Raw genomic sequence first — 23,049 nt, 5'->3', positions numbered from 1 at the left:
CTCGGATCCCAAACAAAAACGGCGAATCCCCAAATTGGATTCAGCCGTTTTTGTTTATTTTCCACAGCATTTTTTATATTTTTTTCCGCTGCCGCATATGCATGGGTCGTTTCTGCCTATTTTATTTTCGTTTATAACTGGAGTTATTTGAAGCGCTGGACCTTCTTTTCCCATTTCATTTTTCTTCCACTCGAGTAGGTCTGGGTGCTTTTCGCCAAGGATCGTGTAAAAACTGTAGGCGACGTGCTCAATTTCCACTAGTGAAAAATCATATTCATACTCCATATGGGCGTTCATTTCAGGAAGTCCCTCTTTTGAAAAATGGAAGCTAAGCGCCTCAATAATGGGTTCTTGTACATCCAATTCATCTGTTTCATGATAGGCCTTTTTTAATTCCTGAAGCGCAAGGTCGGTTTTGATATTTCCTAAGATCGAGGCTGCATATATGACAGACTCTGGCTTTCTTACATAAGGAGCAACCGCTTTTACTACTTGATCTGAATCAAATTGGATTAGTGCTGCATTCACTTCCTCCAATAAGGCGTCATCATCTCTCATTAAGAAACTTGAAAAAAGTGGGATGTGTTTTTCTAGTTTTAGCAATCCAGCCATATAGACATTCATAATCCCATTTTCAGAAAACCACTCTTCGTTGGTTTCCTCTGCAAGAACACCGTCAATCTCTTCCTCCGTTATCCAACCCTTTTCTACAATACACTTAGATATCTTTTTCGCAATTGGGTAATAGTCATATCCAGGGGAAAGAGATCGTTCAATTTTATTCAATACCTCACCGTACATGGAATATACGTCTTCTTCCTCGCCATGTTCGATAACCTCATGGATTTCCCAGATTTGTTTTGGAATATATTTTTCAAGTTGCTTTTTATACTTTAAAGCAAGTGGAGTATCAATATTATTTATTAACCCCAAAGCCAGGTGACGGTCTTTCTGCTTCATAGTAGGAATATTATCGATTAAAATAGCCAGTGCTTCTTCATTAATTTTTTGTTTATCTAGGTACATTAATATGTCAGCTTGCTTCGCTTCATTTCTGAATGCTTCCTTCAGTAACTCAACTGTCCACTCTTCGGGAACATTTGGGTATTCATGTAGCGCATGCAAAACTGTTCTTTGAATCAAAATATCATCCGAAAGTAGATGTGGCTTTATTTTTTCTAAAAATGTCATAACAGTCTATCCTTTCTTGGGACACAGGGACAGGTCCCTCGTTCCACCATATTACCATATAAAAGTGGATTGTCCCAAAAAGGGCCGTTCCAAAGTGTGGAACAGCCCAGATTCATGTATTTATTCAAATAAAGGACTTACGGCTTTTTCGTTGTGTATACGTTCGACAGCATCTACTAACAGTGGTGCTACTGAAATTGTTGTGATTTTGTCGATCTGTTTTTCTTCAGGCAGTTGGATGGTATTTGTGATTACCAGTTCCTGAATTGGTGATGATTCAATTCTTTCAATCGCTGGGCCAGATAGGACTGGATGCGTACAGCATGCATATACTTCTTTTGCCCCCATTTCCTTTAATGCTTTCGCAGCTAAGGTAATGGTTCCAGCTGTGTCAATCAAGTCGTCAATGATGATTGCATTTTTACCTTCAATGTTACCAACGATATTCATCACCTGTGCCACGTTTGGTTTCGGACGACGTTTATCAATAAATGCGATAGGTGCATTTAGTCGGCTCGCAAGTTTTCTAGCACGAACAACTCCACCTTGGTCTGGCGCAACGACGACAACATCCTCAAGCCCTTTTTCACCGAAATACTTCGCTAAAAGGGGTACTCCAAGTAATTGATCAACAGGAATATCGAAAAATCCTTGGATTTGTGGTGCGTGTAGGTCCATCGTTACAACCCTAGTTGCTCCCGCTTTTTCCAGTAAATTTGCTACAAGCTTAGCAGTGATTGGTTCACGTGAGCGCGCTTTACGGTCTTGTCTCGCGTATCCATAGTATGGAATTACAACATTGATGTTCTTTGCTGAAGCGCGTTTTAACGCATCAATCATAATTAATAATTCCATAATATGTTCATTAGCTGGCTGTGAAGTTGACTGTACTAAATAAACCTCACTTCCACGAACACTTTCTTCTATGTTTATTTGGATTTCTCCGTCGCTAAAACGTGTAACTGAACACTTTCCTAATTCGCACCCTAGTAACGTCGCCATTTCCTCTGCAAGTTTAGGATTCGAATTTAAAGTAAACATTTTAAAACACTGATTTAATTTATAAGCCACTGTTCGTCCTCCATACTGATGTAGTGATACCATTATTATAATATATCTTCTGTATGAGGGCATCCCCTTGTAACTAAAATTCGTTAATTTTGTACAATAAACTACTAAATGTGACAGTATTGTTCATCAATCATTTCAGTGACCTAAACTTTTGATAGGGGTTCTCTACCTTGAAGTACATTAATTATATTGTCTGCTACCAAATGCGCCATATTTGTTCTAGTTTTCACACTGGCACTACCAATATGTGGTAGAGTTACAACATTAGGTAACGTAAGTAACGGATGATCAACAGGCACTGGTTCCTGTTCAAACACATCCAATCCCGCAGCCCATATTTGATTGTTCTTAAGGGCATTATATAAAGCAACCTCATCAACAATACCGCCTCTAGCACTATTGATTAAAATTGCTTCTTTCTTCATGAGAGAAAGCTCCTCTTCACCAATTAAATGACGAACCTCTGGATTATAAGGAATTAGAAGACATACAAAATCAGATTTTTTTAATAGGGTGTGTAAATCTACGTATTTAATTCCTAAATTTTTTTCTGTTTCTAGTTTACGTGAACGATTATAATAAATGACTTCCATATTGAAGCCTTTAGCCCTCTTAACTAACGCCTCTCCTATCCTGCCCATTCCTATAATTCCAATCGTAGCCCCATAAATATCTTGGCCCGTCAGTTCCATGGGTGACCAAGCCCCCCACTCACCGCTACGCAAGAAATCTGATGCCTCAATAACCCGTCTTGCTGTCGCCATTAACAGTGCAAATGTTAAATCAGCCGTTGTTTCTGTTAATACACCAGGAGTATTTGTAACAATAATTCCACGGCTTGTTGCTTCCTTAACATCAATATTGTTGTAGCCAACTGCTAAATTGCTAACAACCTTTAAATTGGGAGCATGATCGAAAATCTCTTTATCAATTGTGTCTGTTAATAAACAATAGAGACCTTCTACATTTTCAATTTCCTTTAACAAAACCTCACGCGGTACAGGTATTGTCTCCTCATGCCACATTTTTACATTAAAATGCATTGCAAGTTTCTCATAAATCTCCTTTGGCATCTTCCTTGTAATATAAACAGTCTTTTTCATCTATTCACCACTCTCCAACCTCTGTGCAACACTACTCACAAAGAATTGCTTTAATGACGGATATAATTCACAAAACACTTTATATAAATGTTCGTATTGTGCAACCTCACTTTTATTCGGTTTTACAACAGTAATCGTTTTGTTATCTATTACATGTGCTGCTTCTTCTAAGGATGGAAAATAACCAATAGCTGTTCCTGCAAGTAAACAGGCGCCTAACACACCAGTTTCAGATATATCCTTAATCTCAATGTTCTTATTCAAAACATTTGCTTTAATCTGTGCCCATTCCTTGTTCTTTGAACCACCACCGATAGATTGAAAACGATCGAACTTAAGGTTATACTTTGTTTCAATAATTTCATTAATTTGCTTTAAACCAAAGGCACAACCCTCTAAAATAGCACGGAACATGTCTGCTTTGGATGTGTTCAAATGGATTCCTACAAAAACTCCTCTTGCATTCGGATCCCATATTGGCGATCTTTCACCCTGCATATACGGCAGGAAATATACGCCATTTGATCCTATAGAGGATTGATTATACAATTCTCCATATATTTCTTTTGTATGCCCCTCGGTTTTTAAGAAATTGTCATAGAACCACTGAATGGATGCCCCAGGAAAAGACATAGCTCCATGTGAAAGCCATTGGTGTTTGTTGACATGACAACGATTTAGGAAACGCTTATCCAAGTTATCAGGTAGATCTGTACAAACCGTTAGGACATTTGATGTACCAACAGATTCAAACATTTCATTGGGTTTTGTGCTTAAAGCAACAGTTGAGCACGCAGTATCTGCAGCACCCGAAATAACTGGAATTTTTTTCGAAGACAACTCAGGTATTTTTACATTTCCAACTATTGATTTTGGATCTACTACTTTAGGCAGCTTCTTTTCATCGACCCCTACTTTTTCAGAAATCTCTCTTGACCACTCATAGTTCACGACATCGTAAATTCCTGAATACGAACTTTGAGTCCAGTCCATCACAAATTCCCCTGTTAGCTTATGCAAAATAAAAGTGGATAAATTTCCCCATTTATATGTTTTTTCATAGTCCTTAGGAAAATGATTTTTAAACCAAAGGTAGGTTGTCACGGTATACATCCCTGGCTCTAGTCGATTTTTCGTGATTCTGTCCAAGGTGTCCACACCAACTACATTCTTTATCCATTCAGATTCTTCTTTACTCCTCTGGTCCAGGTATATAATTCCCTGATGAAGTGGATTTCCATCTTCTTCTAAAAAAACTGACGAATTACAAAAGGTAGATAGCGAGATTGCATCAACGCTTCCACCTTTCTCTACTTCATTACATACTTTTAATAGCAATGATTTGGTTTTATCCCAAATATCTTCAAGGTCGATTTCTATCCAAGTCTTTTTAGGATAAAGAAGGGAGTATGGTTGGTACTCAAGGTACCCCAATACTCCTTCTTGGTTCATTGCGCCTACTTTAATACCACTTGTTCCGATATCAATCCCAATAACGTGAGACATAAACTATCACCTATTTGTATTATACGTTTGCTGGTTGATTAATTAACTCATTATACAATTCTACTGTTTCTTTTACTGTTCCACCATGATGGATAATGTTTTTAAACGCTTTTACAACTGCTGTCGGATTTGGGTTATTCCAAACGATTCGACCGAATGTAATACCAGTACCTCCAGCATCAATAACATCGTATACCATTTGGAAATAGTCTTCAATGTTATTTCCATTGTCTCCACCCGCAACTACAACTTTACCAGGTGTTGATTCAACTACTTTTCTGAATGTATCAGGATTACCTGTATACTTTGTTTTCACAATATCTACGCCTAATTCAGCACCCGCACGTACCGCATATGCAACATGCTTCCAATCATTCTTTTCATGATCAGGTATTTGGTTTCCTCTCGGATAGATATGTGCAATCATTGGAACTCCAAAGGCAGCAGCCTGACCTGAAACGATTCCTAGATTACGAAGTTGTTCAGGTTGATCATCTCCTCCAACAATACAACCCATTGAAACAGCATCTGCTCCTAAACGAACAGCTTCATCCACTTCTGTAACCCAAGCATCATAATTTGGCTGCCATGGTGAAAAAGTAGAGAGCTTTAAGATAAGACCTGTTTTTCCGACATGTGGACGATAGCTCATATCCGCAATCCCTTTATGCATTGTCATTGCATCAGGTCCACCTGCAACAATTTCACTTACCTTACGATTGATTGGCATTAATTCATCGAAAATGCCTCTTGCCATCGCTTGATCAACTGCAACAGCTAATAGTTTTCCAGTATCTTGGTTTAATAATCTACTCATCCGAACTTCTTTACCTAATAATGCCATAATAAAACACTCCTTAGTTATTAATATTTGTCATTTTATAGTTACCTTAAAGGGAATCACACACACACTTTTCAAGAACCTTTACTATTTTCTTCATTAAAGTTTATCCAATCCTAGGAGACTACGAATCTTATAACGTAATAACCGATTTCATTCCATTTCCATTTCTAACATCTAAAATAGCCTGTTCGATGGTATCTAATGTATATCCAGTTGTCGTTAGTACTTCCGTATTAATTTTACCTGCGGCAATCAATGCTAAGGATTTATGATAATCTGCACGTGTTAATGCAGAGGTACCGTTGACTGTGATTTCATTATAGTGAATGATGTTAGGATCTATCTCAGATAAAACTCCTTTTGTAAATCCAGCAAACAAGTTCAAAGTTCCACCTTTTTTCAGAAGGTTTGCGCAGGATTTTACTAAGAAAGGTACGCCAATAGCCATGAGAACAACATCTGCACCTAGGCCATCTGTTAGATTTAATACAAGATCCTCAAGAGATTCTTCATTTGGATTTACTGCAAAATCTGCACCAGCCTTAATAGCTCTTTCACGACGGTGTTCAATTGGTTCGCTTAAAATAACTGACTTCGCACCCGCAATTTTTGCTAATTGCACATGCATTAGTCCAATTGGGCCTCCTCCAACAACAACGACAACATCACCCATTTTTACATTGGCTTTTCGTTGGCCATTGATGCAGCACGCTAAGGGTTCAGTTACTACCGCTTGCTCAAATGAAATATTGTCAGGAATCTTAACGATGTTTCCAGCTTCTACTGCAGCACTTGGGATTCGTACATATTCAGCAAAACCACCGTCATACTCATACCCGATAGCAGTACGGTTTGCGCATACATTTTCTCTCCCATTTTGGCAATAGTAGCATTTACGACAAGGGATAACAGGCATTACCCCAACTCGGTCACCTGTGAAGAAATCTTTCACCTCAGATCCCACTTCTTCAATTGTTCCTACAAGCTCGTGACCAATAATGGAAGGAGTACGTACTCCCTTTGTTTTTTTTCCCTCAAAGATTCTGACGTCTGTTCCACAAACCGCACTTGCATTAACTTTTAAAAGAATTTCATGCTCGTTAATTTGTGGTTTTTGCACTTCCTCTAATTGTAATTTGTTTGGTCCATGAAAAACTGCTGCTTTCATCTCAAACCACACTCCCGCTTCGTCTTAATATATAGTATACAATATTAGGTGGAAATTTCCTTCATATTTTTTATTAAAATTAAGGAGAATATTTTCTCCCTAATTTCATCTAGCTATTATAAATCAAACCAACTAATCGGTACTGTTATTAACTGAGGTACAAAAATAAACAACAGTAATGCAGCAAACGTTACAACTAACCATGGTAAGGTTGCTTTACTTAAGGTTTCTATCTTCATCCCTGTAATATTAGAGGTAGCATATAGGCATACTCCAATCGGTGGTGTAACTAATCCAACTGAAAGAAGTACTACTAAATAAATCACAAAAAACACAGGATCGATACCTACTGAATGGATTGTTGGCATTAAAATTGGAACAAGGATAAATATTGCAGCTGTTGCATCCATGAACATTCCAACAATAATTAGAAATACAAATAACAACAACATAATTACAATCTTATTATCACTTATACCACTAATGAAGGTTGCTACCTTTGTAGGAAGACCATCATATTCAAACACCCAACTTGCTGCCTTCGCAGTTACTGCGATAAAAAGAATAGTACCTGTTAGGTTTGCTGTTCTAAAAAAGATATTCGGTAATTTTTTAAAAGATAATCCTTTATAAACAAATAACGCTACAAATAATGTATATAATACCGCAATGGCAGCTGCCTCTGTCGGTGTGAATATTCCACTTAAGATACCAGCAAGCAATATTACTGGCGCTAACAATGCTGGGAAAGCACGTATGAATTCTCTACCAAGTACCTTCCATTCAAATTTTTGATGAACCCCAAAATTATGTTTTTTGCTATAATAATGGTTGTACCCCATAAAAATAAGAGCAATAATTAAACCCGGTACTAGCCCCCCAACCAAGGCTGCTCCTATTGAAACACCTGCTGTTGATGCAGCTACTACCATTAATATACTTGGTGGAACGATTGTTGCTAGCATTGACGTTATTAACGTTAATGCTGCTGCATATTCTAAGGGATATTTGTTTTTGGTCATCGCATTTATTGTAATACGACCAGTACTAGCAATATCCGCAACAGAAGAACCAGCCATACCAGCAAAAATCAAACTTGCTAGAACATTTACGTGACCTAGTCCACCAGTCATCCAACCAACAAGACTCTTTGCAAAGTCAAAGATTTTTTCTGCAACTCCACCTTCATCCATGATAATTCCTGCCAGGATAAAGAGCGGAACGGCAACCATGATAAAGCTATTCATCGAGCTATACATTGATTGAATAACGATACTAATTGGAACATCTGTAAAAATAATTACACTCGCAACTACTGAAATACCAAGTGAGGTAGCAATAGGTATACCGATAAACATTAAGATGAAGAATAATACAAGTAAAAAAATTGACATTAATTCTCCACCTCCTCTTCTTCAATAAGCGCACGGTCATATATGAGTGATTGGATGGTATTGATAATCCCAATCAAACCCGAAAATGGAACACAAAGTCCGATAATCCACATTGGTAATAACAATACAGAGCTAGTTTCATTGGTGTTAATTTGCTGTGACATTAATTCGATTCCTAATACAACCATAAATATAAAGAATCCAATTGAGGCAATACTATAAATCCATACCGATCCCTTTTGTAAAAATTTTGGCAAATAGCTTATAAGTAAGGTAACCCTTGCAGATTCGACTTTACGAAAACCAATTCCAATTCCCAAATAAATCAACCATATAAACATAAATCTTGTTAATTCCTCAGTCCACGGTGCCGGTTGCCCTATTAATCTACCAATGACTTGCCAGATTACTACTACAAATATGCCCGCAGCCGTCAAGGAGGCCAATGTATCAGTTATGCTATTGATGGCTCGAAATACAGGATTAATTTTTTTATTCCCATCCTTTACCATAGCTCTCTCCCTCACTTGATGTTAAATACGGTCCCTTATTTATTTAGGGACCGTAAACTCACCTAAATTTACTCACTTTTCCCAACAAACTCTAGTACTTTTGTAAAGAACTCATCATCTTTTACAAGTTCTTTAAATGTTGGATACGCTTTCTTTGAAATTTCAACGAATAACTGTTGCTGTTCACTTGTTAGCTCATTAACCTTAACTCCTTCACCTTCAAGGAACTCAATCGCTGTTGCAGCTTCTTTATTATCATAATCTAAAGCCCAACCTTGAATTTCTTTTGAAGCTTCGTTTAAGATCTTTTGTTGCTCATCTGTTAAAGAATCAAATTTTTCTTGGTTAATTCCTACTACCCAGCCATCAGCCATATGGTTAGAAATTGTTAAGTATTCTTGTACTTCATACATTTTCGCTGAAGTGATAACACCAAGTGGATTTTCCTGTCCATCGATTGTTTTTAATTGTAACGCGTTATATACTTCACTAAAATCCATTGGAGTTGTTACTGTACCTGCCCCTTTGAAAAACTCAACCCATAATGGATTGTTAGGTACACGTAGCTTAAGTCCTTTTAAATCTTCTGGTTTTGTAATTGGATTTTTAGAGTTTGTGATTTGTCTGAAGTCACGTGTCCAATATCCTAATCCATGAATGCCTAACTCAGATACTGAGCCTAATAGTTCAGTGCCAAGATCTCCATTTAAAAAAGAAACAAATTGGTCTTTATCATCAAATAAATACGGAATACTGATTGCGCTAAATTTCGGTTCAAAGTTTGCATAAAGAGAAGTTGAAAGCACAAGCATATCCAAACTTCCTGCCCCTAGTTGCTTAACTGCAGCAGAAGGATCCCCACCATATAAGGTTCCATTTGCATGAACCTTAATTTCAATTGACCCATTACTTTTCTCTGAAACTACCTTCGCAAATTCTTTTGCAGCTAGAGTTACAGATGCCTCATCTGGATCCGGAGTAGCTAGTGTAAAAGTTACCTTCTTATCTGATCCACTTTCCTCTCCACCACTTGTAGAACTACCACATGCTACTAAAGCTACTGATAATAATACCGCTAAAAATAATGTGAGTATCTTCTTCATTTCTTTTCCCCCTTTAACCCCTTTTGTTTTGTTAACGCTTACTTATCAGAATAAAAAAAGAATTAAGCACCCCAGAATTTTCAGAATACTTAACTTGTGACTCAATGATATCACATGGTGGTAATTTCCTTCAAGTTATATTTAAAAAAAATGAATATTTTTTTCACAATTTGTTTTTGATGTCTTTTATAGCTTTTTATCAATAGTCGATCTTCGCGTTTTTTGAAGATTGTTAAAGGTTAGTTCATATTTTTGGTTTGCAACTGCAGCTACTAGGATATCGATAATCGTTAATTGTGCAATCCTTGATGAGATAGCGTCTGTTCGAAAAAGCGTTTCCTTAGAAGCTGTTTGTAAAACAATATCTGAGATATTTGTGATCGGTGATTTAGATGCATTCGTAATACAAATGAGAGTTGCGCCTGCTTCTTTTGCTAGTTTCATCGCTGCTAAAACATCTGTATTTGAACCAGTATGAGAAATTCCGATAACAACGTCATTTTCCGTAAGAACACTTGCAGACATTGCCTGTAATACAGAGTCACTATAAGCGAAAGATTTAATCCCTAGTTTTAACAATTTATGATGAGCATCTAATGCCACAGTTCCTGACCCACCGTTACCATAGAATTCTATCAACCGAGCCTTCGAGATTGCATTCACTGCTTTTTGAATCTCTTCATCACTACAGACCTCCATCGAATCATAAAGTGCCTGAATGTTTGATTGAAAAACCTTCTTTTTAATTTTTTCAACATCATCTCCTTTTTCAATCACTTCATGTATTTGCTTTTCAGGAGAGATTAATTCTCTTGCCAAATGAATTTTTAAATCTTGAAATCCCTTATATCCTAGACGCTTACATAAGCGTACGACAGAAGATTCACTTGTTTCACTTCTTTCTGCCACCTCAGTTATTGACAAATGAATAATTTCATCTTGGTTTTTCTCAATGAAATCGACAATTTTCTTTTCTGAATCTCTAAGCTTTGTCATCGCAGCATTTATTCTTGTAAAAAAGCCAGGATTGGTATTAACATTTAACTCACTCATCTATTTGCCCCTTTCTTATGTACAAACATTTTAATGTATTTATTATTTTATTAAAATATTGTGTTGTTTACTAGTATTATTTTTGCTTTGCTCAAATACAGATAATTTTAATTCTATTACTGCTATGGTAAAAAGTTTTATCTTTGTAAGGTTATCAAAAAAAGAGAAGTGTTCCTGTAGAACACTTCTCAATAAAAATACATTTGTTACAGTTTAAAACACAATTGTCTTGTTATTATCCACGATAATTCGGTCTTCCAGATGCCATTTTACCCCACGTGCGAGCACGCTTCGCTCTACGTTTTGTCCGATTTTTTTCAGTCTTGCTACATCGTCACGGTGGTCAACACGAGCAGTATCCTGTTCAATAATCGGGCCTTCGTCTAAGTCATTCGTTACATAATGAGAGGTTGCACCGATTAATTTTACCCCGCGTGTATAGGCACGCTCATACGGTCTAGCCCCGACAAACGCTGGTAGGAACGAGTGATGAATGTTGATGATTTGGTTTGGATACTCCGCCACAAAGTCAGGTGTTAACACCTGCATGTAACGAGCCAATACGATTAAATCAATATCATACTCTTTTAAAATTTGAAGCTGCTGCTCTTCCACCTGTTTACGGATGTCCTTGTTTGCCGGTATGTAAATAAACGGAATGCCAAGATTTTCAACAACAGGTCTTGCGTCCTCATGATTACTCACGACGAGCGCAATGTCTGTCATCAAGTCTCCGCTTTGCCATTCCCATAAAAGTTCATGCAAACAGTGAAGCTGCTTTGAAACAAAAATCGCTGTTCTTTTCACATTTTGAACGTCAATTAGCTTCCACTTCATTGAAAACTTGTCCACAATCTCTAAAAATGCGGACTCCATCTCAGGCTTTTTCTCCGTTAAAGATGGGCAGTCAAACTCGATTCGAAGATAAAATGTACCCTCTTCATGGTGGGTCGAATACTGACTTGATTCAATAATATTCGCGTCAAACGAATATAAAAATTGAGAAATCGCCATCACAATTCCAGGCTGGTCAGGACAACTCACCAACAACCTTCCACGATTCTCATTCTTACGCTGAAACTCTTCCCTATTAAAAAACATATCCATAACCTCACATTTGGGACGAAGGGACAGGACCCTCGTCCCACCAATTTTTTCCTGGGACAGTGAACCTGTCCCTGTTTCCCATATTGGGATAAGCGGATCTATGTCTGGCCAATTTTCTCTGGGACACTGTACCTGTCCCTGTGTCCCACCTGTCCTGTGACCCGCTTATTCGTTTGCTAGTTTTGCGATGAGTAGGGCGACTAGTGCACTCCTTACTGGCATTTGCGAGATAAGGAGGTGCTCGTTTGAGGCATGTGCACCATCGCCAACTGGCCCTAGTCCATCTAAGGTTGGTGCAAATTGTGATGCAAAACTGCCATCACTACCTCCACCACTTGCTTGATCTTCTAGTTCGAAGCCAAGATGTTCCTTCGCTATATCTTTTGCTGTTTCGAACATTTTACTGATTTCCGGTGTTTTTTCCATAACTGGACGGTTAATTCCACCCGTTACCTCTACCGTTAAACCTTCTTTGGTTGGCTTTATACCTTGAATTAATGGAATAACGCGTTCAAATTCTGCGTTATTTTTCACACGTAAGTCCAGTTCTGCTTCTGCTTCTGCAGCGACTACGTTTGAAGCACTTCCACCTTTTACAAGCCCGATATTGAGTGTTGTTCCTTTTTCGAAATCCGTTAAGTCATGTAAATATATGGTTTGTCGTGCCAACTCCTCAATTGCACTAATTCCTTTTTCAGGCTCGATGCCTGAATGTGCTGCGCGACCTTGTACTTTTATTGTAAACATGCCGACACCCTTGCGAGATGTTTTAAGTTTCCCCTGGGTTGAAGCTGCCGCGGATTCCAGAACAAGCACATATTTACTCTTTTTCGCTTCTGCTTCGATTAAGTCACGCGATGACTCACTACCAATTTCCTCATCCGACGTAAACAACATGACAACCTTTGTTTTCAAAGGAACATTAAGTGCTTTAAGCGCATTTATCGCAAACAAACCTTGCACAATGCCGCCTTTCATATCAAATGAGCCTGGTCCATAAAGCTTGTCTCCGTCAATCCGGAATGGGAGTTCCTCAAGTGTGCCCTTTGGCCAAACGGTATCCATATGGGCCAAAATCAAAATTTGCTCATCTCCCTTACCGAATTCACAGCGGAAATGATCCCCATAATGCTCATTATCAAACTTTTGGATTGAGCCGCCCACATACTTTTTATAGAGCTGCTGAACCTGCTCACCGACTTGGTCAACCGCCTCTTTATCATGAGATGGAGATTCTATCTCGACTAACCCCTTCAGAACCTCCACCATCTCAGACTCTTTCTCCTTCAAATACGCCACAACCTGTTGTTCCATCACAATCCATGCCACCTTCATACGTGGGACCAGGGTTTTTTGCTTCCCTGGGTCAGAGGGACAGGTCCCTCGTCCCACCATTTTTTTCCTGGGACAAGGGACCTGTCCCCGTGTCCCAAACCCATTTCCCGTTTATTATTACAATATTACAACAACTGAGCCCACGCTACTAGTTTTAAGAGCATGGGCTTGAAATTTTTTTATTGGCCTGCAGGCATTCTTTTTAGAAAGTGTTCTAAGAATCTTGGTGCGTCAACCTCTGTACAGACATTGATTTTAGGCTCTTCTTCTTCTGAAAGCGGCACAGTTCTGCCGTCTTCTTCTCCTTCAGTAATGACGCCAACTCCTATGTACTTTGTTTTCACTAAACTCGGGTCAATAGCCACGCCGACTGCCAATGGGTCATGGAGACCACAGCCGCCAATTCCAGGATTAGCACATTCATAAAAGTCATGATAAAAGCCGACCATATTCGCAAAAAACTCCCCGACTTCGGATCCAGCATTTCGCCACGCATCCACATTTTGTCTTGGTAACAAGGTTTGCATCGTCACATCTAATCCGACTAAGGTGATCGGTAATCCTGATGCGAACACGACTTCCGCAGCTTCAGGATCTGTAAAAATATTCGCCTCTGCATATGGGTTTACGTTCCCAGGTACAAAAACTGCTCCGCCCATAATCACCACGTCGGAGACCAGCTCCACAATCTCCGGTGCCTTTTGAACCGCTAAGGCCAGGTTTGTCAACGGCCCAACGGCAATAATTGTTACTTCATGAGGTAGCTTTTTGACCTGTTCAATGATGTAATCTACCGCATACTCTGATTTCGCTGATGTTTGAGGTTCAAAATCCAATACATTCCCTAATCCATCTTCCCCATGCACATGTTTCGCAAAGCCTTCACGCGGATTTCGATTTAGGGGCTTGTCCGCACCCGCAAATACCGGGATGTTTCTACCTAGCTTTTCTAAAACAGCCAATGTGTTTCTGGTTGCCTCATCAACTGCGACATTTCCATAGCATGTCGTTAACCCAATAATATCAAGCTCCGGCGAGTTCACTGCATACGCAATCGCCATTGCATCATCAATCCCCGTATCTACATCAAAAATAACCTTCTTCATCATTTACCTCCCTGGGACAGAGGGACAGGTCCCGTGTCCCACCATTTTTTTCTGGGACAAGAGACCTATCCCCGTGACCCACTACTGGCCATTGTCACTTGTCCTTAGTAATTTGTTTGTTTCTTCTAGTGTTGGCATTGAGGCTTGAGCGCCTTTTTTGGTGACGGTTAGGGCACCGACGGCATTTGCAAACTCCGTTGCTTCTTGCAGACTTTTGCCGCCAGCAAGCGCTGTGGCAAGTGCGCCAGCGAATGCATCACCAGCTGCTGTTGTATCAACCGCAACAACAGATTGCGGGTTGATAGCAAACGTGTCTTCTTCCCTAGACACAACAACACCTTTTCCGCCAAGCTTAGCAAAAACAGTCCCAACACCTCTATCCAATAGCCAACTGCTAGCTTTTTTAGCAGATTCCACATCCGTAATTTTCGTATCCGCTACAACTCCTAGCTCGCTCTCATTCGGAACAAGGTAGGTCACTTTTTTTAATAGCTCATCGGGAAGCTTTCGTGCAGGTGCAGGGTCGAGCATAACGGGGACATTATATGTATGCGCGATATTTGCAACTTCGATGACCGTTTCCAAAGGAATCTCCAACTGTATCATCACAAGCTTCGCCTTACGGATGACCTCTTCGTATTTAGACACATAATCTGGTGTCACATGGTCGTTGGCGCCTGGTGAAACAACGATACTATTTTCTCCTTCGGCATTTACACTGATCACCGCAACGCCGGATGAAACGCCACTTATCTTTTCAATATTTGACGTGTCCACCCCGACTTCATTCAATCCTTCTAAAAGCTGCTTACCAAAAAGATCGTCCCCGACACAGCCCAACATTGCGACCAATGCCCCTAATTTCGCAGCTGCATACGCTTGGTTACCACCTTTCCCACCGTTTCCTGTAAAAAAGCCATGACCGAGTACCGTCTCACCCCATTCAGGTCGCTCCTTCACATTCACCACCATATCCACATTCAAACTACCCACCACAACAACATCCGCACTCATTTAATATCCTCCCATGGGACAGGACCCTCGTCCCAAATTTGAAAAAACACGATTTTCATATAGAATATTATAGACAAACAAATGAGCAGTAGCAAAAGCTATTGCTCTGAAACAAATTAGGGGGAATATGCATATGCATAAAACTGCAGATATTATGGAGGCAATGAACTACATAATGAGTAAAACGGATCATCGACCGACTATCGGGATGATTCTTGGTTCGGGGCTTGGCACGCTTGCGGATGAAATTGAAAATGCAATCGTCATCCCTTACAACGAGATTCCCCATTTTGCGAAGTCGGAAGCAGTTGGCCATGCGAATGAGCTTGTGATTGGACAATTGATGGGAAAAACTGTTGCGGCAATGAAGGGGCGGTTCCACTATTATGAGGGCTTCACGCTAGATGAGGTGACTTTTCCCGTACGTGTAATGAAAGCACTGGGCATTGAAAATCTACTTATCACAAACGCATGTGGAGCTGTGAATACAAGCTTTAGCCCTGGGGATTTGATGTTAATTACGGATCACATTAATTTAGTTGGAATAAATCCATTGATTGGTCCGAACAATCCTGAATTAGGAACCCGTTTCCCTGATGTGTCCGAGGTTTACAACAAAGGGCTACGAGGAATTGCGACTGCGGTTGCTGATGAAAAAAAGATTACATTACAACAAGGTGTGTATGCCTGGTGGAGTGGTCCAGCTAACGAAACGCCAGCTGAGATACGGATGATCCGTACCCTTGGAGCCGATGCAGTTGGAATGTCAACCGTCCCAGAAGCAATTATCGCTGTACACTCAAGCATGAAGGTTCTTGGTATTTCATGTTTAACCAACATGGCCTGCGGAATCTTAGACCAACCCTTAAGCCACGATGAAGTAATCGAGGTAGCAGGTAGAGTCAAAACAAAATTCATCGAGCTAGTAAAAGGGGTTTTAGAGAGAATAGAATAAAGAGAAGGGGACGAGGGGTAGGCCTTGTCTCGAGTGTACGTAAATAAGCAGGGGATATCTCCCCTGCCTGTTTTATTCTCTTTCAAAATCCAATACGACTGCGGTTGCAGCTCCCAAGGACTGGGAAAATGGTTCATCGTTGAAATGTATTAGTGTTTTGGAGAATGGAATTTTAAGTGCGTTTTGTGACTAATTATTTTAAAAATACCACAACAGATTTAATTTGTAAAATAAATTAGAAAATTTTGTACCTTGTTACATTTTCCTGCAGATTTGAGACTCTACTAATCTAACATTTTGGATAGAGTTACAAATACGCACACACTTTTGCTCTCTTCGCTAAATTTCGACCTACATAGACATTTTCTCACGCAAATCTGAAACCTTTTCTGCCTCTAATACGTCTAATATATTGTGCAGTTTTTGATTATCCTAATCTTAAAAAAGGTGTTGATTGAAATGAGTCGTGTTGACCGCCATTCGAAACAGAAAACGAAGCGGAAATGGCCAAAGGTTATTGGAACGATCTTTCTTGTTATATTATTAGCTATCGGTGGATACGCCGTCTATTTATATCAATCAGTAGCGAGTACGGTTGGAAAGATGCATGAAGACCGAGGTCCTTCCGACAAACGAACTACACAGATCGATATCAGTAAAAAAGATCCGATTTCCATTCTGCTCATGGGTGTTGATGAACGCTCGGGCGACAAGGGTCGTACTGATACGTTAATTATGGTTACTGTGAATCCAAATACGAATTCCATGCAAATGTTGAGTATCCCACGTGATACACGCGTTGAAATTGTTGGCAGAGGAACTCAAGATAAAATCAACCATGCCTACGCATTTGGTGGCGTTGATATGACGATTGATTCCGTCGAGAACTTCCTAGACGTACCGGTGGATTATTATATAAAGGTAAACATGGAAGGTCTGCAACAAATCGTTGACGCGCTTGGCGGAGTTCAAGTGAACAGTACATTTGCGTTCTCATATGATGGTGCGTCATTTTCCGAAGGAACTCAAACTCTAAACGGAGAAGAAGCCCTTAAATATGCAAGAATGCGCTATGACGATCCTCGTGGTGACTTTGGTCGACAAGATCGTCAAAAGCAAGTCATCCAAGGGATTATCAACAAAGGAGCAAGTTTCTCTTCCGTCACCAAATTTGATGACATTCTTGGAGCACTTGGCAATAACGTCACAACCGATATTTCCTTTGACGAGATGAAAACTATACAGGCAAACTACAAGGATGCCCGTCATAACATTGAGCAATTCAGCATCGATGGTGTCGGCAAAACCCTAGACGCATGGTACTGGATCGTCTCCGAAGACGAACGCCAAGCTGTCTCATCCCGCTTGAAAAAACACTTAGAAATCGAATAGGTAGATATGCAAAGGGGTTCGGTGGGACACAGGGACAGGTCCCTTGTCCCACCACATCTTGGAATTAGAAGTTGGTAAACAACCGGTTATAATACCGGTTGTTTTTTTATGCCTTACATGTTTTCCTCCTTTTTCCACATACTAATGGAACAGACTCATTGTTTCAAAGGAGGGTCCTTATGATGAAATTCAAATTTTTACTTTGTATAGCATTATTATTTCTTTCGGTATCGCCTGCTTCTGCTGCGGAGAAGAAGTCACCGTTTTTTGGTGTGAGCGCTACGGTCGTACAGGTCGAGGAAGGTACTTTTGAGGTAAAAACGAAGGGCGCTGAGGAAAACGAAGGATTTGTTTTTTCACCTAGAGGGGTAAAAGGTGGGGAAACAATTATATTTGAGGTTCAGGTGAAGGGAGAGGCCGCCGTTTACTTACTTGTGGATGAGACTGATGCAAGAGGAACTTTTTTAGCTGAGACGGTATCGCCGGTGATTGGCTTGCATGATCCGTGGCGGACGATTCAGCTTGAGGTCGAGCTGCAGGATACCACCTCCCAGATTGACGCGATGGTACTCACGAACAAACAAGAAAAAACCAAATTCATGTTTCGTAATGTTAAAGTAAGTGTAAAAAAATGAAGGATGCCAACACTGGCATCCTTTTTCTGAGATAAAAACTGGTCACCAACACTCTCAGAAAAAAAGACCTGGGATTCTCTCCCAAGTCCTACTCTACTTTTTTCGATAGTTCATCTAGCTTCGCTTCCATTCGTTTAACCCGCTTTGAGAACCGTACCACATAAACGAGTACCGCTATTATGCTTAATGGAACGAGAAGTGCAAATAATTGAAAAAGAATGTCACCGATATTTACCACTACTGAAGTTCCTCTCTTCCCTTTTTTCTATAATATACCATGGCACTTGTGGAGGAGTCCATCAGCCTTCTGGGACAAGGAACCTGTCCCTGTGTCCCAAGGTTCAGCTGGGACCCAAAGTGGAGGTTACAGCGGCGGCTGGAATCCTGGCACATGAAATTTGCCCTAAGGGTCCTTCCCCCAGCACTATTTGTCCCAGGCTTGGATGAGTTCGTTTAGTTCGCCGGCGTTTTCTTCGAGTTGTTTGGCGCTTTTGGCGACTTCTTCCATGGAACTACTGGATTGCTGGGCGGTTGCGGATACTTGTTCAACGCCAGCAGCTGATTCTTCAGCGACAGCCGCAATTCCTTCGATGGCACCGCTAATCTCTCTTGTATCTTCAAGTACCCCGTATAACGAGCTTGACATTGCTTCTATTTGTGTACCGATTTCTTCAATTGTTCGTTTCAATTCATTAAAGGTTTTTCCGGTCGTTTGAATTTGGTTGGTGCCTTCTTCAACGGATTGATAGCCGTCATCTAAGGATTGAACGACCTGCTTTGATTCTGTTTGGATACCTTTTACAATCTCTGTGATCTCTGCGACCGATTTACCAACCTGTTCTGCAAGCTTTCGAACCTCATCGGCAACAACCGCAAATCCTCTTCCGTGTTCTCCTGCGCGGGCTGCCTCGATTGCTGCGTTTAATGCTAAAAGATTCGTTTGCCCCGCGATCTCCTGAATAACTTTAACAAGCTTCGTAATCTCGTTTGTTTTATGGTCCAGACCAACAACAAGCGCGTGTGACTGTTTCATTTTTTCATAGATGCTCGACATTTGTTGAATCGATGTTTCCATATATGAACTGCCGTCGTTTGTCATGGCAAGCATGCCTTGTGATTGTTCCTTAATACTATCGCCCTTAACCGCTACATGCATGATTTCGTCCGAGAACGTGGACATTTTTTCAATTAATGTGGTAGCAGACGTCGCCTGGTCTTCTGCACCGCGTGAAAGTTCCTCCATTGTGACTGCTATCTGCTGACTGCCCGCCATAACCTCATCCGCATACTGGGTCAATTCTTCACTTTGACCAGTGACACTGTCGGAGACGACAACCATTTTCTTAAACATGCCTTTTAAATTTTCATTCATCTCATTAACCGCCAAAACAAGCTGACCAATTTCATCTTTGAGCTTCGTTTTAATTGGGTCCGATTGAAGATTGCCATTGGAAATCGCCTTCATTCGACTTGCAACACTTTTTACCGGTCTAGCAATCACCACAGAGGTATAAATCGAAATCACAATTCCTAAAATAATCACAGCAGCTGTGACCAGAAGTCCTACAAAGTTCACGGATTGACCATATTTCACAACGTCCGTACCCGTTGAGACAATCTGTCTTTCTCGATCATCCGTGAGCTTTTTAACTTGTTCCATCAATTCATTTGACTTCGGCTGGATATACGTCTTCAAATTATGCATCGCAAGCTCAGTATCCCCGCTATCATAAGGGGCAAAAACTTTTTCCTTCATCAATTCACGCCAATTTTTCATTTCTCTTATAAGCTCTTCAACCTCTTTTACCTTCATTGCATTTAATTTTCGATCCGTTAAATCAAATTCTACCGAGTAAACATCATACTCATTTCTATAGGTATCATCCCCATACAGTACATACGCCCTCGCAAGCGCAATACTCTGGGCAATATTGTATTTCAAACTATCATATTCTAGTAAAACGGAGAGTTCCTCCGACACAACATCGTCCGTTTTCTGATTCATATTGGACACCGCTATGTAATTATAGGTCGCTAAGCCTATACAAAGGATGATAATGGCAAAAAAACTAACAAATAACCTTGTTCGAATACTTTTCATCTATGGTACCTCTTCCTCGTAGAATAGTAGAAAATCAGGCAAAAAAATAAGACCAATCACTAAAAGAATGGCCCAACAAGCGTACATTATTGGCAGCCAGGCGATCATGGTACAGTGTACGGTAGACCCTAGGCTTTGCGTCCAATCCTTTCGGAGAGTTTGCCCTATTCTGATATACGTTTTCTTCTATTAGTATATAAGTTTTTCTACTCTTCAACAATAGACCACATCATAATTCCCATTACTTTTTCACTACTAATTCTAGCAACAATTTCATAAAATCTTCCTTATTCGCCGGTAGAACCTCAGGTAACTCCACATTCACCTTCATCATCTTCGAATCCCTCCATTTTTCTGGGACAAGTGACCTGTCCCTGTGTCCCATCTTCTAGTAATCTAGTATTGCCGGATTTTTGATAGATATACATGTTTGGGAGAGAAATTTTGATAGATTTGAGTAAGGGAGAGTAAAAAAGGAAGAAACGAAAAAGCCAGCCCGGGGGCTGACTTTTTAGTTACGAGCGGAAGTAAGTGCCTGCTCGATCACGCGCATATTTTTCAACGTTTCATCAAGGTTGTACATCGGTTGTTTATTAGAAAGAACACTTTCTGCAAAATGCTCCACCTGAAGCTTATACTGGTCACCTTGCACCGTTTCTTCACGTTGGCCTCCTTCGTTGTTCACCACAAGCACACCGTTTCCACCTTCATTGTCAGGACGGAATGCATGCTTCACTACGATCGAACCTTTCGTGCCGACCACTTCATACTGCTCCTTAAATGATTGCTCAAAACTAACATCAAAGTTCGCAATTACGCCACTTTCAAACTTCAGCGTACCTGCTGCCGTAATGTCGACGTCATGTGTCGGGTGAATGTTTGCAGCTGCCTTCACTTCAACTGGCTCTTCACCCGTAATCAAACGACTTGCATGGATGCAATAGCAACCCACATCATATAACACGCCGCCACCAAGATCCTTTTGCATCTTAATGCTTCCAGAATTCAAATCATGGAGGAAGGAGAATGTTGAGCGAATTAACTTCACATCACCAATTTCGCCTCCTGCGATCATTTCTTTCACACGGTTATGCTGTGGATGGAACTGATACATGAACGCTTCCATGAAAATCACATTGTTTTCTTTAAAAGCTGTCGCCATCTCTTCCACGTCTTGTGAGGTCAATGCTGCTGGCTTTTCACAAAGCACATGTTTTCCGTGCTTCGCAGCTTCAATCGCCCATTGTTTATGTAGTTGATTTGGAAGCGGAATGTACACCGCATCAATTTCAGGGTCATTCAATAAATCGGTGTATGATTCATAATGCTTTGGAATGCCAAGGTCAACAGCAAAGTCTTTCGCCTTCCCGCTTTCACTCGCAACAGCCACAACCTCTGCATTATGTGCACGCTCCATCGCTGGAATCACTGTATTTCGCGCAATTTTCGCGGTTGATAAAACACCAAAACGAACCTTTGTCATCTGAGTTCCTCCTAAATTATTGAATCAAATGCGCCTTGGCGTATTTGCGCCCGATTTTTTTCGAGCTTTCTCGAAAAAAATCCACTGAAAAATCGTGGCATCCGCCGGAGGCATAACTTTATTCAGCCAAGGGTTATACTCCTTAAATTGTAAACTCTTTTACCATTGTCTTACTAATATAAGTAGTGGACTTCTAAGCAATAAAGTTACTAAACAATTACATATTCTCATATTTTAGGAGATTACGAAAGGCTTTATCTTGAAATAAAAAAAGCCAGAGTTCATCCTCTGACTTCATCCTTAAAATTGATCAAGTTATACAGAGTGACAATCTTTTAACTTGCCAATTAAATCCTGCATAACCTCTTCAGTTGTGATAGTAGTTGTTTCTTCTACTTTTTTCTGAATGTCTACCATTATTTTTAAAAGTTGTTCAGAACTCATACTTTTTACCTACCATTTTCATTTTCCAATTAAAATCCATTTTACACTATTCAGCAAATTTTGCAAAGGAAAATTGTGACAAAACTTCAACAAAAAACCCCTAACGATTTATCAGGGGCCAAAACTTACTTATTGTACTGGAGGAGGTCCGTCACCCATATGAACTCCATCCGCAAAAACTGATAATAACACTTCGCCATTTTCGTGAACAAACGGAACAGCGACCATTGTGTAGACTTTCCCCTCAGAGTTAGGCATTTTTATTGCCATAATCTGATTAGCCCCGACAAACTGGTATCCGTTACTCTTTTTATCTGCTTTCACCACTTTAAATTCATTCGATTTCAATATGCTCGCAACCGCCTTGTTACGCTCTGCTCCTTGCAAATAGTCGCCACATCCGCAATCATCCCCATGAGCAAATGCAGTATTTCCAGGTAGTACAAGCATTAACAACACCAGCACAATCCCTAAAACTTTGACAAAGTTCCCCATTCAAAACCCTCCCTTTAGTAGCTTCATTCTACAGATT

The 23,049-nt window shown here is 40.1% G+C and carries 22 protein-coding genes and 1 riboswitch; of the genes, 3 read left to right on the top strand and 19 right to left on the bottom strand.

Annotated elements, in window-relative coordinates:
- Positions 1–54: 54 nt before the first annotated feature.
- From AC6CHV_RS24420 to rbsK, 14 genes are all read right to left on the bottom strand, one after another.
- A complete protein-coding gene (locus tag AC6CHV_RS24420) occupies positions 55–1,191 on the bottom strand; it encodes an SEC-C metal-binding domain-containing protein (RefSeq protein ID WP_498079854.1) in 1,137 nt (378 codons plus the stop codon).
- Between the two features lie 120 nt (positions 1,192–1,311).
- Positions 1,312–2,295: a ribose-phosphate diphosphokinase gene (locus AC6CHV_RS24415; protein WP_498079853.1), complete on the bottom strand. Its 984-nt coding sequence runs from the start codon at positions 2,293–2,295 to the stop codon at positions 1,312–1,314.
- Positions 2,296–2,405: 110 nt separating this feature from the next.
- Positions 2,406–3,365: an NAD(P)-dependent oxidoreductase gene (locus AC6CHV_RS24410; RefSeq protein ID WP_498079852.1), complete on the bottom strand. Its 960-nt coding sequence runs from the start codon at positions 3,363–3,365 to the stop codon at positions 2,406–2,408.
- Complete coding sequence (locus AC6CHV_RS24405) at positions 3,366–4,871, bottom strand: FGGY family carbohydrate kinase (RefSeq protein ID WP_498079851.1); 1,506 nt, start codon at positions 4,869–4,871, stop codon at positions 3,366–3,368.
- 19 nt (positions 4,872–4,890) lie between these two features.
- Positions 4,891–5,715, bottom strand: coding sequence for a 2-amino-3,7-dideoxy-D-threo-hept-6-ulosonate synthase (locus AC6CHV_RS24400; protein ID WP_498079850.1), 825 nt, complete (start codon positions 5,713–5,715; stop codon positions 4,891–4,893).
- Positions 5,716–5,845: 130 nt separating this feature from the next.
- On the bottom strand, positions 5,846–6,883 hold the full coding sequence (locus AC6CHV_RS24395) for an alcohol dehydrogenase catalytic domain-containing protein (RefSeq protein ID WP_498079849.1): 1,038 nt from the start codon (positions 6,881–6,883) through the stop codon (positions 5,846–5,848).
- Between the two features lie 116 nt (positions 6,884–6,999).
- Positions 7,000–8,277, bottom strand: coding sequence for a TRAP transporter large permease subunit (locus tag AC6CHV_RS24390; protein ID WP_498079848.1), 1,278 nt, complete (start codon positions 8,275–8,277; stop codon positions 7,000–7,002).
- Complete coding sequence (locus AC6CHV_RS24385) at positions 8,277–8,789, bottom strand: TRAP transporter small permease subunit (RefSeq protein WP_498079847.1); 513 nt, start codon at positions 8,787–8,789, stop codon at positions 8,277–8,279. Before AC6CHV_RS24385 ends, AC6CHV_RS24390 begins: the two co-directional genes overlap by 1 nt.
- Positions 8,790–8,857: 68 nt before the next feature.
- Positions 8,858–9,892, bottom strand: a complete 1,035-nt coding sequence (locus AC6CHV_RS24380; protein ID WP_498079846.1) for a DctP family TRAP transporter solute-binding subunit — start codon at positions 9,890–9,892, stop codon at positions 8,858–8,860.
- Positions 9,893–10,078: 186 nt separating this feature from the next.
- Positions 10,079–10,945 carry an SIS domain-containing protein gene (locus AC6CHV_RS24375; protein WP_498079845.1) on the bottom strand — a complete coding sequence of 289 codons (867 nt, stop codon included), beginning with the start codon at positions 10,943–10,945 and terminating at the stop codon, positions 10,079–10,081.
- A gap of 213 nt (positions 10,946–11,158) precedes the next feature.
- On the bottom strand, positions 11,159–12,046 hold the full coding sequence (gene purU / locus AC6CHV_RS24370) for a formyltetrahydrofolate deformylase (protein ID WP_498079844.1): 888 nt from the start codon (positions 12,044–12,046) through the stop codon (positions 11,159–11,161).
- Between the two features lie 171 nt (positions 12,047–12,217).
- Complete coding sequence (locus AC6CHV_RS24365) at positions 12,218–13,366, bottom strand: M20/M25/M40 family metallo-hydrolase (protein WP_498079864.1); 1,149 nt, start codon at positions 13,364–13,366, stop codon at positions 12,218–12,220.
- A 200-nt stretch (positions 13,367–13,566) separates the two neighbouring features.
- Positions 13,567–14,493 (bottom strand): nucleoside hydrolase, encoded by a 927-nt coding sequence (locus tag AC6CHV_RS24360; protein WP_498079843.1) that lies wholly within the window; start codon positions 14,491–14,493, stop codon positions 13,567–13,569.
- Positions 14,494–14,574: 81 nt separating this feature from the next.
- Positions 14,575–15,507, bottom strand: a complete 933-nt coding sequence (gene rbsK, locus AC6CHV_RS24355) for a ribokinase (protein WP_498079842.1) — start codon at positions 15,505–15,507, stop codon at positions 14,575–14,577.
- A gap of 133 nt (positions 15,508–15,640) precedes the next feature.
- On the opposite strand from rbsK, the gene AC6CHV_RS24350 reads away from it, so the two are divergent.
- From AC6CHV_RS24350 to AC6CHV_RS24340, 3 genes are all read left to right on the top strand, one after another.
- Positions 15,641–16,462 (top strand): purine-nucleoside phosphorylase, encoded by an 822-nt coding sequence (locus AC6CHV_RS24350; RefSeq protein WP_498079841.1) that lies wholly within the window; start codon positions 15,641–15,643, stop codon positions 16,460–16,462.
- A gap of 459 nt (positions 16,463–16,921) precedes the next feature.
- A complete protein-coding gene (tagU, locus tag AC6CHV_RS24345) occupies positions 16,922–17,854 on the top strand; it encodes a polyisoprenyl-teichoic acid--peptidoglycan teichoic acid transferase TagU (RefSeq protein WP_498079863.1) in 933 nt (310 codons plus the stop codon).
- A gap of 179 nt (positions 17,855–18,033) precedes the next feature.
- A complete protein-coding gene (locus AC6CHV_RS24340; protein ID WP_498079840.1) occupies positions 18,034–18,489 on the top strand; it encodes a hypothetical protein in 456 nt (151 codons plus the stop codon).
- Between the two features lie 88 nt (positions 18,490–18,577).
- Here AC6CHV_RS24340 and AC6CHV_RS24335 read toward each other — a convergent pair whose 3' ends face one another.
- The 5 genes from AC6CHV_RS24335 to AC6CHV_RS24315 form a co-directional block, all read right to left on the bottom strand.
- On the bottom strand, positions 18,578–18,727 hold the full coding sequence (locus AC6CHV_RS24335) for a DUF4083 family protein (protein ID WP_498079839.1): 150 nt from the start codon (positions 18,725–18,727) through the stop codon (positions 18,578–18,580).
- Positions 18,728–18,913: 186 nt separating this feature from the next.
- Positions 18,914–20,590 (bottom strand): methyl-accepting chemotaxis protein, encoded by a 1,677-nt coding sequence (locus tag AC6CHV_RS24330; RefSeq protein ID WP_498079838.1) that lies wholly within the window; start codon positions 20,588–20,590, stop codon positions 18,914–18,916.
- Positions 20,591–20,678: 88 nt separating this feature from the next.
- A riboswitch (cyclic di-GMP riboswitch) is annotated at positions 20,679–20,764 on the bottom strand.
- A 337-nt stretch (positions 20,765–21,101) separates the two neighbouring features.
- The gene (locus tag AC6CHV_RS24325; protein WP_498079837.1) at positions 21,102–22,073 is read right to left on the bottom strand and encodes a Gfo/Idh/MocA family protein; all 972 of its coding nucleotides are present in this window, start codon (positions 22,071–22,073) and stop codon (positions 21,102–21,104) included.
- Positions 22,074–22,388: 315 nt separating this feature from the next.
- Complete coding sequence (locus AC6CHV_RS24320; protein ID WP_498079836.1) at positions 22,389–22,517, bottom strand: YwzD family small protein; 129 nt, start codon at positions 22,515–22,517, stop codon at positions 22,389–22,391.
- A 129-nt stretch (positions 22,518–22,646) separates the two neighbouring features.
- A complete protein-coding gene (locus tag AC6CHV_RS24315; protein ID WP_498079835.1) occupies positions 22,647–23,012 on the bottom strand; it encodes a hypothetical protein in 366 nt (121 codons plus the stop codon).
- Positions 23,013–23,049: the final 37 nt, after the last annotated feature.

Source organism: Ferdinandcohnia sp. GQ5, from assembly GCF_059759275.1.
Note: the sequence above shows the minus strand (reverse complement) of the source record. Positions and strands in the feature narration are given on the sequence as shown.